Origin of the sequence: Micromonospora antibiotica (assembly GCF_017599305.1) — a bacterium.
Lineage (GTDB): Bacteria > Actinomycetota > Actinomycetes > Mycobacteriales > Micromonosporaceae > Micromonospora > Micromonospora antibiotica.
In genome coordinates, this window is the sequence record NZ_JAGFWR010000030.1 from 31490 (window position 1) to 43983 (window position 12494).

The following is a 12494-nucleotide window of genomic DNA, read 5'->3' on the forward strand; positions in this document are numbered from 1 at the left end:
ACACCGTAGTGGGAAAGGTGGCGGCGGGTCGGCGGGGTCGGCTTGACGGACCCGCATCGTCGGGCCACGGTGGGGATGTGAGTGTCATGGTGAGTTGTCCGAGGTGTGCGGGGCAGGTGCGCCCACCGGACCTGATGCACGGTGAGTCGCGCTGCGTCCGTTGTGGGCCGGTCGCCCCGCTGCACGTGCCCGAGCACATCGACGCCGAGATCGTGGCGAGCGTGGTGGAGCGGGTGGCTGCCGAGGGTGGCCCAGAGCGGCCCGCGCTGCCGCTGTGGTGCCCGTGGCCGCTGCCGGCCGGCTGGACGGTCACCGGGGTGGCCTGGGCCGGGGACGAGGCCGGTGGCGTCCGGGCCACCGCCGTCGCGTGCGCCGGTCCGGCGCCCCTCGGTGGCGGTCCGGCCGAACTGGTTCTGGTGGCGGAGGAGCCCGGGGTCGGACTGGGCACCCGATTCGCCGGGCTGGCCGGTCCGGACCCCGGTCCAGAGTTGACGGAGGTGCTGGCCGGGCCGGGTCCCGGCCCTGGTCATCCCGAGCACGTCGAGCCGGCGCGGATCCGGGTGGGCGGTCATCCGACTCCACTGTGGTTGGTCAATTCCGCCACGGATCGAAGCGCGTACGCCGGTGAGGCTCGGGGAATGTGGCTTCATGCGATAGCCTGGCCGGCGAGCGCGGGTCACCTCCTCGCGGAAGATGTCGTCCTGCACGACCTCACCGAGTGGACTCCGCCCGAGCTCGTGTTCGGCGCACCGTCCCCGTACCTGCACGGAGGGGCTTGACGGCCCTCCGGGTGAGTCGGAGATGGGACGCAGATATTCACGCTACGACATCATGCTGATACTCTGGGTGCCGCTGCGGTAAACGGACCCGGCGCCGCGCGAGAGGATGGCCCGCTATGGTCAAGAAGGTCCTCACCTGGGCCGGTATCGCATTCTTGATCTTCTTCGTTGCCTACCGGCCAAACTCGGCAGCGGACGTCTTCAAGTCGCTCGGCGGTGGCATCGTGGACATCGCCCAGGGCTTCGGTGACTTCTTCACGAGCCTCGTCGCCTAGCCGCCGATGGGCAGCCCCTCCGGACCCCCGTTCGACCCGGACGATCCCGGCCGGGACCGCCGGGAGCGGGACACCGAACCCATCCCGAGGTACCGACCCGACGACGGGCCGGCCTACGGGTCCGGGGCGGGACCCGCCAGTGGACCGTCCTTCTCGGACGACGCCGGCTACGGCGACGTCCCGGGATTCGGGGGTCAGGGGCGGACCTGGGTCCGTGATCCGGAGGCGGGCTACCAACCGCCGGTCATCTCCGAAGAGGAGCTGTCCGGTCTGCGGTCCGACTCCCAGGGCATGGCCCCCCGCCGGGTGCTCCCCCTGGAGGACGAGCCCAGCTCCCTCGTCGCCCGCTACCTCTTCCCGACCGAGCGCTACCGGGGCGAGTGGAAGCGGCACTGGATCCACCTCGCCACCCCGATCGTCGTCGGCGTGGCGGCCACCTTCATCCTCGGCTACCTCTCCGGCTTCCTCGCCGGGCAGGACGTCGGCGCCCTCACCACCATCGCCGTGCTGCTCTGGTTCGCGGTGATGGGCTGGGTCGCCTGGAAGGTCGCCGACTGGTGGTACGACCGGTTCATCCTGACCAACAAGCGGGTCATGGTGGTCAACGGCATCGTCACGCGCAAGGTCGCCATGATGCCGCTGGCCCGGGTCACCGACATGAAGTACGAGCAGACCCCGACCGGCCGGGCACTCAACTACGGCACCTTCGTGCTGGAGTCCGCCGGCCAGGAGCAGGCGCTACGGGAGATCAAGAACCTGCCCAACCCGAACGAGCTCTACCTGCGAGTGGTCGAGGAGATGTACGAGCCGCAGGCGGTCGAGGCCCGGTTGGGCAAGGAGGCCGACGAGGCCAAGGCCGACGACGGCGCCTGACACGTGTCGTCCGTCCGTCGGACGAACTGCACACCTTCCGCCGTCGACCGGGTGATCCCCGGCATGGCAGTCTGCCAGGCGGGACGGCGTGCGGAGGTGAGCGGTGGCCGACCGGGATCCGCTGGAGGACGAGTTCCGTGACTTCGTCGCGGCGCGCTCCAGTGCCCTGCTGCGGACCGCCTACCTGCTCGCCGGGGACTGGGCCACCGCCGAGGACCTCCTCCAGACCGCGTTGACCAAGACGTACCTGGCCTGGCGGCGCCTGGGTGGGATCGAGGCGGTCGAACCGTACGCCCGGCGGGTGCTGGTCAACACGTCCACCAGTTGGTGGCGGCGGCGGTGGCACGGTGAGCGGCCCACCGAGGTGCTGCCCGAGCGGGCCGGAGTGGACGAGATCGAGCAGCAGCTCGACCGCGACGTCCTCTGGCGGCACCTGCGGGCGTTACCCGCCCGGCAACGTGCCGTGCTGGTGTTGCGCTACTACGAGGACCTGTCGGAGGCCCAGACGGCGGCCCTGCTGGAGATCTCCCCCGGCACGGTGAAGAGCCAGACGTCCCGGGCCCTGGCCACCCTGCGCCGCCGGCTCGGGGCGGAGGCGTTGCACGACCTGACCCCCGAACCGGTCACCCGTCCGACCACAGCCACGACCACCCGGACCACGCCCACCGGGGCAGTTACGGCCTCCCGGCCGCCGTCACCCGGGCGTACCACCGGGCAGACCCGGACATCCGCACCGGGCACCCCGGGCGAGCCTGTGCCGGGCCACACCGGGGGGATGCCGGCCCGCCCCGGTGCACCGGCCCGGACGGGGACGGGGCGGGCCGGCGCGGCGCGCGTCGTACCCGGGGAGCGGGCGGGTGCCGGCCCGGCGTCGCCCCGGCCGGTGGGCGCGGGCGTCCTGCCGATCCCGACCGCGCCGCTCGCCGCGGAGACCCGATGAAGCCCGCACCGTCGCGGCCCGGCAACCAGACCGACGGGTCGGGGCGTCAACTCCTCGTGACGCACGACGACGAGCTGGAGCGGGCGCTGCGGGAGACGTTGTCCCAGCGGGTCGCGGTGCCGCACCGGCTCCCCGTCGACCCGGCCGGGTTGGCGCTCGGCCGGGCCCGGCGGGTCAGGCGGCGGCGCACGGTCGCCGGGCTCACCCTGGCCAGCATCGTGACCGCCCTGGCGGCCGGCGGCATGACCCAGCTCGGTGGGCAGGCGGACCAGCCCACCGCCCCGACCGTCGTGCTCGGCGACCCGCAGGGGGTGGCCACCCTGTCCCCCGAGCCGGTCGCTCCCCACCCGGCGGACCGGCCGACCGACGGCGAGGTCGACCTGATCGTGGCCGGTGCGCTGGTCACCGCCGCCGGGCAGCGGTACGAGCTGGGGATCGGGCCGGTCGAACGCGCGCAACGCCTGCCCGACCGCGGCGGCTGGCTGCTGACCGGGGCGGTCACCGCTGCCGGCCGTACCCTCTGGGTGGTGCCCTCGGGCGGGAAACCGCAGGCGTTGCTCGCCGGTGCCGACGAGATCGTGCTCTCACCCGACAGCCGGCAGGTGGCCTGGCGCGACGGCGGCCGACTCTTCGCCGCCGGGATCGTGGCCGGGCAGCTCATCGCCTCCGTCGCCGGGCCGTCCGTCGACGCGGTCCCGGTCCGGGTGGTCGGCGACCGGGTCCTGCTGCGGGCCGCCGCCGAGGGTGGTCACCTGTGGTGGCGGTGGAGCCCGGCGGGGCCGCCCGGCATCGTCGCGCCGGACGTCCAGGAGGTCTACGGGACCAGGCCGGACGGCCGGCTGGTCGCCCGGGTGCGGGTCGGCAGCGGGAGCTGCCTGGCCCTGCTCGACCCCGACCTGGCCCCGGCGAGCACCCGGTGCGACGTGACCCCGACCGCCGACGGCCGGGGCGCGGTCTCTCCCGACGGACGGTGGTTGCTGGTCAACGGCCGACTCGCCGGATCCGACGACGCCATCCTGGTCGACCTGGCCGGCACCGCCCCGGCCCCACGCGGCGCCGGCCCGGCGATCGGCGGTGCGGTGGTCTGGACCGACGACCACCATGCGGCGTACGTCGACGGGGACGGAAACCTCGCCCGGGTGCGTCCCGACGAGGTGCTGGCGGGCAGGCCGGCCACCCCCACCCCGGTGGCCGGGGCCGGGGCCGACGCCCGACCGGTGGTGGTGGCCGGCACCGGGTGACCTGCCCCGACCCGCCCGCCGGTAGCGTCGGGACCATGCCCGCACGCCCGCTGATCGACCTGCACGCCCACTCCACCGCCAGCGACGGCACGCTCGGCCCGGCCGAGCTGGTCCGGGCCGCCGCCGACGCCGGGTTGGACGTCGTGGCGATCACCGACCACGACACCACCGCCGGGTGGGCGGCGGCGGTCGACGCGTTACCGGCCGGGCTCAGCCTCGTGCGGGGGGCGGAGCTGTCCTGCCGCTGGCACGGTGCCGAACCGGCGCTGCCGCTGCACCTGCTGGCGTACCTGTTCGATCCGGAGCACCCGGAGTTGGTCGCCGAGCTGGCCCGGGTACGGCAGGCCCGGGAGGTACGCGGGGAACGGATCGTCGAGCTGCTGCGCGCCGACGGGATCGACGTGAGCTGGCCGGAGATCCTGGCCGCCGCCGACGGAGGCACGGTGGGTCGCCCGCACATCGCCGCCGCGCTGATCCGGTCCGGCCTGGTCACCACCACCACCGAGGCGTTCGGCCCGCAGTGGCTGGGGCAGCGGTACCGGCTACCCAAGGACGACATCGACGTGTTCCGGGCCGTGGCCCTGGTCCGGGCGGCCGGCGGCGTGCCGGTGTTCGCCCATCCCCGGGCCAGCCGGCGGGGGCGGATCGTCCCGGACCTGCTGATCGCCGAGCTGGCCGACGCGGGGCTCGCCGGCCTGGAGGCCGACCACGAGGACCACACCCCCGCCGAGGCGGCGCACGTCCGGCGGCTCGCCACCGACCTGGGCCTGCTGGTCACCGGCTCGTCGGACTTCCACGGCAGCCACAAGACCGTCCGGCTGGGCGCGCACACCACCGCGGTGGAGGCGTACGAGCGGATCGTCGCGGCGTCCTCCGGAGTGACCGGCGTCGCTTCCGGCTGATCCGCGTTCCGCCTGCCAGCGGCACCGCTACCCTCGTCCGGTGGATCTCAAGCTCTTCGGTGAGGTCTTCGTGACCCTGCTGGTCATCGTCGACCCGCCGGGCATGATGCCGATCTTCCTCGCCCTGACCGGCCCGCTGCCGGCCCGTGACCGTAACCGGGCCGCCTGGCAGGCGGTCGCGTTGGCGCTCGGCGTCATCGTGGTCTTCGCCGTCGCCGGCCAGACCCTCCTCGCCTACCTGCACGTCGACCTGCCGGCGTTGCAGGCGGCCGGTGGCCTGCTGCTGATCCTGGTCGCGCTGGAACTGCTCACCGGCAAGGCCGACGACCCCAGCCAGCAGGCCACCTCCAACATCGCCCTGGTGCCGTTGGGCACCCCGCTGCTGGCCGGCCCCGGCGCGATCGTGGCGACCATGCTGTTCGTGCAGCAGGCCGACGGGGTGGGACAGGTCTCGGCGATCGCCGCCGCGATCGTCGCGGTGATGCTGGCGGTCTGGATCGTGCTGCGGTTCTCCGGCGGCATCGTCAAGATCCTCCGGCCGGGCGGCATCGAGGTGCTGACCCGGATCGCCGGCCTGCTGCTGGCCGCCATCGCGGTGCAGCTCATCGCCGACGCGGTGGCCGCCTTCGTCACCCAGTACGTGAACATGAGCTGAGTCGCCCGCCGTGCCGCCGCCGGGCTGTCGCACCGGGCTGGCAGGATCACCGGGGTGCGACGAGCCTCCTCCGCCGGTACTCCCCGGCCCCGCTCCGGCCAACCCGAGCAACTCGGCTTCGCCGGCATGCCCGAACGGCTCTTCACCTGCACACCCAGCAAACTCGGCGCGTACGCCGACTGCCCCCGCCGCTACCGCTACGCCTACCTGGACCGGCCCGCCCCGCCCAAGGGGCCGCCGTGGGCGCACAACTCGCTCGGCGCGAGCGTGCACACCGCCCTGAAGAACTGGTATGCGCTGCCCACCGACCGGCGTCGTCCCGAGGCGCTGCCCGCCCTGCTCAAGGGCACCTGGGTCCGCGAGGGCTACCGCGACGACGAGCAGGAGCGGGCGGCCTACCAGCGGGCGCTGGGCTGGCTGGAGGGGTACGTCGCCACCCTCGACCCCGGCGACGACCCGCTGGGTGTGGAACGCGTGGTCGCCGTCAAGACCGCCGTGCTGGCCTTCAACGGGCGGGCCGACCGGATCGACTCCCGCCCCGGCCCGGACGGTCCCGAACTGGTCATCGTCGACTACAAGACCGGCCGCACCGGGCTGGACGCCGACGACGCGCGCGGCTCGCAGGCACTGGCCCTCTACGCGTACGCCGCCGAGCGGACGTTCCGCCGACCCTGCCGCCGGGTGGAGCTGCACCATCTGCCGACCGGCACCGTCGCCGGACACGATCACACCGTCGAGTCGCTGACCCGGCAGCTCAGCCGCGCCGAGGACACCGCCCGGGACATCATGGCCGCCGAGCGGTCGGTGGCCGACGGAACCGACCCGGACGAGGCGTTCCCTGCCGTCGCCGGGCCCCGCTGCGGCTGGTGCGACTACCGGCGTACCTGCCCGGTCGGCGCGCAGACCCCCGGCCGGGAGCCGTGGTCGGCGATCGACCGCCCCACCGCTCCGCAGGCCGACCGCCCCGCCGCCCCGCTGGCCGACTGACCGGCCGGCTCCGTCGAGGTCGACGCGTCCGGTCCGGCACGACCGCCGCCACGTGGTCGATCAGGCGGCGGTGAGGCGGACGGCACGGTCCTTCGCGGTCTGCCGGATCGGGCTCTCCCGCCAGGTGCGCGGCAACGCCGTCAGGGCCAGTCGCAGCGTGCGGACGCTCAGGTCGGCCGACAGCGCGGTGGTGGGCAGCCCCAGCCCGCCGTAGAGTCGCAGCGCCCACGGTGGCAGCAGCCCGAGCGCCGTGCCGGCCACCCCGAAGTACGCCCAGCGCGGTGGCCCCAGGTTCAACCCGAGCCGGGCCGGCCGGCTGAGCTTCCACGGGATCGGCGGGGCGGTCAGGAACAGGGCGGTCTCCGCCGCCTCCCTGGTCATCCGCAGCTCGGGCCGGACCGTCCGGTAGTAGTCGGCCACCTCGGCGGCGCTGCCGGGCACCCCGGCCGGGTCGAGCCCGACGAGTGCGGCGGCCCGCCGCTGCTCGGCGTAATATCCGTCCACCTCGGCGTCGGTCAGCGACAGGCCGGCCCGGCGGGCGGTGCCGACGAACGACTCGGCCCCGGTGACGTGCACCCAGCGCAGCAGGTCCGGCTCGTCGATCCGGAACCGCTCCCCGGTGAACGGGTCGGTGGCGCGCAGCCGGGCGTGCAGGGCCCGCAACCGCCGACCGGCCGTCTCGGCCTCGGCGGTGGTGCCGTAGTTCACCGTGTCGATGTACGTGCCGGTGCGGACCAGCCGCCCCCAGGCGTCCGACCGGTAGTTGCTGTTCTGGGCCACCCCGGCCATCGCCCGGGGGTGCAGGGTCTGAAGATAGAGGGAACGCAGGCCGGCGACGATCATGATCGGTTCGTCGTGCACCTTCCAGGTGACCGAACCGGGACCGAAGAGGCCGAGATCGTCGGTGTCCACCCGTCAACAGTGCCACGCTCGACGAGGTACCGCCGTCCGTCATCGTGACCCTCGCCCGGAACCAGCGGGTGCGGGACGGGCCGGGGACAGGCCGGGACGCGGTGAACCGGAACCTCCGCCACCACGTGTACGCGTACGGCGAGACGCTGCGATACCAGGCTCGACGTACGCTGTCTGCCGCAACCCGCATTCCACGCTCGGAGGTGTCGGTGTTCAAGGAGATCAACGGTCTGCCAGGTCACGTCCTGGTGGTCCATGCCGTGGTCGTCTTCGTCCCACTGCTCGCGCTGCTGGCCAGCGCCTACGGGCTGATGCCGCGCTGGCGGCCCCGCCTTGACTGGGCGGTGGCCATCCTGGCCGTGATCACCCCGGTCCTCGCCTGGGTGGCGACCGAATCGGGGGAGGCGTTCGAGGAGGCGCTGCGGGCGAAGGGCTACTCGCCCGAGCTACTCGCCAAGATCCACGAACATTCCGAGTACGGCGAGACGCTGCAGTGGTTCACCATCGGGCTGGCCGTGGCGGCGCTGCTGCTGCTGGCGGTGACCAGCAGTCGGGTGCGTACCCCGAACCTGCCCGGCTGGGCGCCCTGGGTCCTCACCGCGATCGTCGTGGTGCTGTCGGTTTTCGCGCTCGTCTACGTCTATCTCACCGGGGACAGCGGTGCCGCCTCGGTGTGGAGCAACACGTTCTGACCAGTCGCCCGGGTGCTGACCGGTCGGCCTGGCTGCCCGGTCGGGCCCGGTCGGTTGTCCGGGTGCTGACCGGTTGTCCGGGTGCTGAGTGGTCTTGTTCGTGCTGACCGGTCGGCCTGGTCGATCGAACTGGTCGGTCGGCGCGTGGGTCGGGCAGCGCCTTGGGGCGCGTGGGCCGGGCAGCGCCTTCGGCGTGTGCGCCGGATGGCGTGCGGGAGTGTTCGGCGGGTGTTCAGAACAGTGCCCGGGAGCAGAGCAGACAGAGCAGCAGTAGCAACACGGTGCCGATGACCGCGCCGACGCTCCAGGTGACCCGCTGCGCCCGTTGCTCTGCCGCGTCCATCGCCTCCATGTCCTGCACCGGCAGGGTGCGGGCGGGAGTCGCTTCCAGGTGCACCGGCGGACGCCAGCCCGGCGGCGGTGGCGTGGTGGGCGGCGGCCCGTGGTAACCACCCCGCCCCGGCCCGGCCGAACTCGTCCCCGGTGCGGTACTGCCCGTCCAGGGAGTGGTCGGGACCGGTCCCGGGATCGACGTACCCACCCTCGGCGGCGCGGCCGGCTCACCGGACGGTGGGCCGGCCTGTGGGCTGGCGGGTCGACCGGACGGCAGGCCGGGTGCCGGCGCGTCGACCGGGCTGGCCCAGGGCGAAGGCTGGTGCGTCGCCCCACCTTCCGCTTCCGCGGCACCCCCGGCACCCGCGCCGGTCGCGACCCCGCTCTCTGCTCCGGCTTCCTCTCCGGCACGAGTTCCGGTCCCGGCACCTCCTCCCGTCCCGGCCTCTTGTTCGGTCCCGCCCCTTTGTCCGGTCTCGGCCCCGTGTTCGGTTCCGGCCCTGCGTTCGGTTCCGGCCCCGTGTTCGGTCTCGGTCCTTTGCTCGGTCTCGGCCTCTTGTTCGATCGCGCCCCATTGTGCGGTCTCGGCCCTTTGCTCGGTTCCGGCACTGGTTCTGGTCTCGGCTCTGGTCTCGGTCCCGGCCTCAGGGGCCGCGTCAACCCCGGTGGTGGGAGATCCGTCAAGGTGGTGCGGGGCACCCGTTCCGCCGGGGATGGTGCTCGGGTGAGGCTGGCGGGTCGAGGGTGTCGGCTCGGTGGTGTCCGCTGGGCTGGTGGTGTCCGTCGGGCTGGCGGGGCGTGCCGGGGGTGTGGGGGATGTCGGCCCGGCGGGTGCGGGGGTGGGCGGCTGTGCGGGTGGGCGTCGCCAGTATTCGTCGTCGGGGCTGGCACCGCTGGGGGTCGTCACGCCATCCGACGCTACCAACGTGAGGGCCGGACGCGGCGGACCCTTGCCGGGGAGACCCGGCAGTTGGCCGCCGTGGTGGTGTGCGGGAAGTGGGCGGTCTGAGGAGTAACCTTGCCGCTCGTGAGCACCGAGGATCTGGCCGGCGGCGGTGTGCCCGGCGATGACGACCGCGCGGTCGACCTCAGCGACGACTTCGTGGTGCTGCCTGAGCAGACCGCCGACGACACCGACTTCGGGTGGGGTGAGCGCCGGGGCGGCAACGACGACTGGTTGCTCGCCGAGCGCCCCCCACACTGGAGTTGACCATCGTCGGCCGCCGGTAGGCCGCAACATCCACTCCAGGGTGGCGACAATGCGGTTCCGGATGGGCGCGACAGCACTGTCTCGGCCCGCAGTCTGGCGGTCAGGCGGTGTGGTCGACGACGACCTTGCCGAAGACCTCGCCGCAGGAGTGGATCATCCTCGGATGACGACGCTGAAGCGGCTCCCTTCCGGCTGACCGACGGACCGTTGCGCCTGATCGGGGCGTACGGCCAGGTAGAGCGCAGACGAGCCGTCCCCGGCCCCGGCACCCACCACGTCGAGGACCAGGGCGTCGGCCGCCAGCAGAACAGGTGCTCCAGCGCTGCGTCCGGCCGGCAGCACGAGCAGGTCGACCCGTGCACCGGGGCGCAGGACCGCGAGGGCGGCCGGTTCGGCCAGGCGGACGGGCACTCCCACGAAGCCGCTCGGCAGTGGTACGGCAGCCGGGGTGCCTCCCTCGGCGGGCCTTCCGGTCTCCTGCGTACCGGACCGGGGGTCGCCCACCCCGTCGGTGACGCCGGCTCCGCTGACGCCCGGTCGTACCGTCCGATGGTGCGGCTGGCCGGACTGGCCGCCGACGGCGGGACCGGCCACGGTCGGTGGGTCCGGACATCCCGCCGCGTCGAATGTGCCGGCGGGAGGTCTGGCCGCGCTGGGCCTGCCGGTGGCGGGATCTGTGGCACGGGGCCTCCCCATGGAAGGTCCCGCCGGGCCGAGGGCGACGGCAGGTGGCGGGGCACCGGTGGAACAGCCAGCCGGGGTGTCCATGACGATCACCGCCAGCCCCAGCAGGACCGCCACCAAGGCCGCCCGCAACATGGTCCCCCCACCGGGGCGACGCGGCCAGCGGAATGCTCGCAGCGAGCCTTCTCCATCGACCCCACCGGCCACCATGCAACACCCTCTGCCGCTCACCGGATGCCCTGGCGGCACCCCCCGGCCCAGCAGGCTATGTCCCACCCACCCAAACCCCACGCCCCCTCACCCACACCCTGTGGACAACACCCCACCTGTGGAAAACCCCCACCCCTACCCCGTCCCCACCCCCACCCCCACCCCGTCCCCGCCCACCCACCCACAAGTGGCGTGATCAAGAGGTTTGCGTCAAATACCGCGATCAACTTGACGCAAAGCTCTTGATCACGGGGGCGGCGTGACGCAAACCTCTTGATCACGGGGGTGGGAGGGGGCAGTGGGGAGGGGGAGCGGTTGGGGAGGGGCGGTGGGGGAGGGGGTCAGGAGGTCGTGGTGGTGGGGGCGGGCTTGGTGGAACTGGTCGAGCCCGAGGGGCCGGAGGTGGTGGACGAGGAGGACGAGTTGGGGGTCGAGGAACCGCCCGAGGTCGACGACGAGCCGGAGCCCGAGGAGTCGCCACCGGAAGAGGTGCCCTCCGACTTCGCCGGCTTCGTCGTGCCGCCCTTGCCCTCGGTGCCCGCCGCCCGGGAGTCGGTGCGGTAGAAGCCGGAGCCCTTGAACACGACACCGACCGAGTTGAAGACCTTGCGCAGCCGCCCCTCGCACGCGGGGCACTCGGTCAGCGGCTCGTCGGAGAACGACTGCACCGCCTCGAGCTGGTGGCCGCACGCGGTGCAGGCGTACTGGTACGTGGGCACGTTCTCCTCCGGATCTGGTTCAGCCGATTGGCACTCGACGTATTCGAGTGCCAATGGTGCGTCATCGGACCCGGGTTCGTCCAGCGGACGTGATCGTCACCCACCCGCCGGGAGGTCCGGACCAGCGGGGAGCAGGCGCGAACCGGACCTCGGCGAGCCGGTTCCGCACCCCACCACCGGCGAAGTCCGACGTCGTCACTGCACCGCGCCACCACTGAGCCCGACGCCGTCAGCCGCCGGCAGAGCCCGACGCCGTCAGCCGCCGGCAGAGTCCGACGTCGTCAGCCGCCGGCAGAGCCCGACGCCGTCAGCCGAAGCGGGGCCCGACGCCGTCAGCCGACCGCAGCATCAGCTGGGCCCGACGCCGTCAGCGGAATCCCGTCCAGGGTGAGCAGGCGCAGACCTTCCGACGGGGTGAGGGCCGCCCGCACCGGCCGGTCGTGCGGCTGGGCGGGCAGCGCCGGGAGCAGTTCACCGTCGTGCAGCAGCGCCACGGTCATGGTGGCCGCCGGTACCCGGGCCAGCGCCCGGTCGTAGGAGCCGCCGCCCCGGCCCAGCCGTATGCCGTGCCGGTCCACCGCCAGGGCGGGCACCACCACCAGGGATGCTCCGACGATCGCCGTCCGGCCCCGCCGGGGTCCGTCCGGCTCGCGCATCCCCCGGCCGGCGGCGACCAGGGTGCCCGGTCCGGCGTACGGGCCCCAGTCCAGGTCGAGGTCGTCGCACAGCACCGGCAGCAGCAGCTCCGCCCCGGCCGGCAGCGCGGCCCGGAGCACCTCGGGCAGGTCGGGGCCGCCCGGCTCGGAGCCGACCGGCACGTACCCGGTCATCGTGGCCGGCCGCAGGCGGCGTACCAGCGCGGTCAGTTCGGCCTGGACGCGCGTCGCGGCGGCGGCCCGGTGGGCTGCGGTGAGCGCCCGGCGGCGGGCGAGCAGCGCGGCGCGTGTCTCGCGTTTGGCCGCGTGGAGGGCTTCCGCTTCATCAGAAAAATCGGGCACGCAACACTCCTGACGCAACGCTGTCAATGTGGTCGCTCTGTGTCAGCATCGCAGGAACGGGCCTGGAACTTCCGGGGGGACAGC

The 12494-nt window shown here is 73.5% G+C and carries 15 protein-coding genes; 10 read left to right on the forward strand and 5 right to left on the reverse strand.

Annotated elements, in window-relative coordinates; genetic code table 11:
- The first annotated feature begins 86 nt into the window (after positions 1–86).
- The 8 genes from JQN83_RS29275 (at position 87) to JQN83_RS29310 (ending at position 6652) form a co-directional block, all read left to right on the forward strand.
- Complete coding sequence (locus tag JQN83_RS29275) at positions 87–779, forward strand: DUF6758 family protein (protein ID WP_307799879.1); 693 nt, start codon at positions 87–89, stop codon at positions 777–779.
- 116 nt (positions 780–895) lie between these two features.
- On the forward strand, positions 896–1054 hold the full coding sequence (locus tag JQN83_RS29280; protein WP_165942702.1) for a hypothetical protein: 159 nt from the start codon (positions 896–898) through the stop codon (positions 1052–1054).
- Between the two features lie 6 nt (positions 1055–1060).
- Positions 1061–1927 carry a PH domain-containing protein gene (locus tag JQN83_RS29285; RefSeq protein ID WP_208570381.1) on the forward strand — a complete coding sequence of 289 codons (867 nt, stop codon included), beginning with the start codon at positions 1061–1063 and terminating at the stop codon, positions 1925–1927.
- A gap of 103 nt (positions 1928–2030) precedes the next feature.
- Positions 2031–2867: a SigE family RNA polymerase sigma factor gene (locus tag JQN83_RS33515; protein WP_307799872.1), complete on the forward strand. Its 837-nt coding sequence runs from the start codon at positions 2031–2033 to the stop codon at positions 2865–2867.
- A complete protein-coding gene (locus tag JQN83_RS29295; protein ID WP_208570382.1) occupies positions 2864–4108 on the forward strand; it encodes a serine/threonine-protein kinase in 1245 nt (414 codons plus the stop codon). Before JQN83_RS33515 ends, JQN83_RS29295 begins: the two co-directional genes overlap by 4 nt.
- Before the next feature lie 35 nt (positions 4109–4143).
- Complete coding sequence (locus JQN83_RS29300; protein WP_208570383.1) at positions 4144–5010, forward strand: PHP domain-containing protein; 867 nt, start codon at positions 4144–4146, stop codon at positions 5008–5010.
- A 40-nt stretch (positions 5011–5050) separates the two neighbouring features.
- On the forward strand, positions 5051–5665 hold the full coding sequence (locus tag JQN83_RS29305; protein WP_208570384.1) for a MarC family protein: 615 nt from the start codon (positions 5051–5053) through the stop codon (positions 5663–5665).
- Positions 5666–5791: 126 nt separating this feature from the next.
- Positions 5792–6652, forward strand: a complete 861-nt coding sequence (locus tag JQN83_RS29310) for a RecB family exonuclease (RefSeq protein ID WP_208570419.1) — start codon at positions 5792–5794, stop codon at positions 6650–6652.
- 60 nt (positions 6653–6712) lie between these two features.
- Here the strand turns inward: JQN83_RS29310 and JQN83_RS29315 are convergent, their stop codons facing one another.
- Positions 6713–7564, reverse strand: coding sequence for an oxygenase MpaB family protein (locus JQN83_RS29315; RefSeq protein WP_208570385.1), 852 nt, complete (start codon positions 7562–7564; stop codon positions 6713–6715).
- Between the two features lie 209 nt (positions 7565–7773).
- Here JQN83_RS29315 and JQN83_RS29320 point away from each other — a divergent pair, with 209 nt between their 5' ends.
- Positions 7774–8256 (forward strand): DUF2231 domain-containing protein, encoded by a 483-nt coding sequence (locus JQN83_RS29320; protein WP_208570420.1) that lies wholly within the window; start codon positions 7774–7776, stop codon positions 8254–8256.
- 232 nt (positions 8257–8488) lie between these two features.
- Here the strand turns inward: JQN83_RS29320 and JQN83_RS29325 are convergent, their stop codons facing one another.
- On the reverse strand, positions 8489–8653 hold the full coding sequence (locus tag JQN83_RS29325; RefSeq protein WP_307799874.1) for a hypothetical protein: 165 nt from the start codon (positions 8651–8653) through the stop codon (positions 8489–8491).
- A 954-nt stretch (positions 8654–9607) separates the two neighbouring features.
- Between JQN83_RS29325 and JQN83_RS29330 the strand changes: the two genes are divergently transcribed.
- Positions 9608–9799 carry a hypothetical protein gene (locus tag JQN83_RS29330; protein WP_208570386.1) on the forward strand — a complete coding sequence of 64 codons (192 nt, stop codon included), beginning with the start codon at positions 9608–9610 and terminating at the stop codon, positions 9797–9799.
- A 153-nt stretch (positions 9800–9952) separates the two neighbouring features.
- On the opposite strand, the gene JQN83_RS29335 is transcribed toward JQN83_RS29330, so the two are convergent.
- The 3 genes from JQN83_RS29335 to JQN83_RS29345 all read right to left on the reverse strand — a co-directional run bounded on the left by JQN83_RS29335 (position 9953) and on the right by JQN83_RS29345 (position 12410).
- Positions 9953–10393: a hypothetical protein gene (locus JQN83_RS29335; protein ID WP_244253448.1), complete on the reverse strand. Its 441-nt coding sequence runs from the start codon at positions 10391–10393 to the stop codon at positions 9953–9955.
- A gap of 641 nt (positions 10394–11034) precedes the next feature.
- Positions 11035–11412: an FmdB family zinc ribbon protein gene (locus JQN83_RS29340; RefSeq protein ID WP_208570387.1), complete on the reverse strand. Its 378-nt coding sequence runs from the start codon at positions 11410–11412 to the stop codon at positions 11035–11037.
- A 332-nt stretch (positions 11413–11744) separates the two neighbouring features.
- A complete protein-coding gene (locus tag JQN83_RS29345; RefSeq protein ID WP_208570388.1) occupies positions 11745–12410 on the reverse strand; it encodes a 5-formyltetrahydrofolate cyclo-ligase in 666 nt (221 codons plus the stop codon).
- Between the last annotated feature and the right edge of the window lie 84 nt (positions 12411–12494).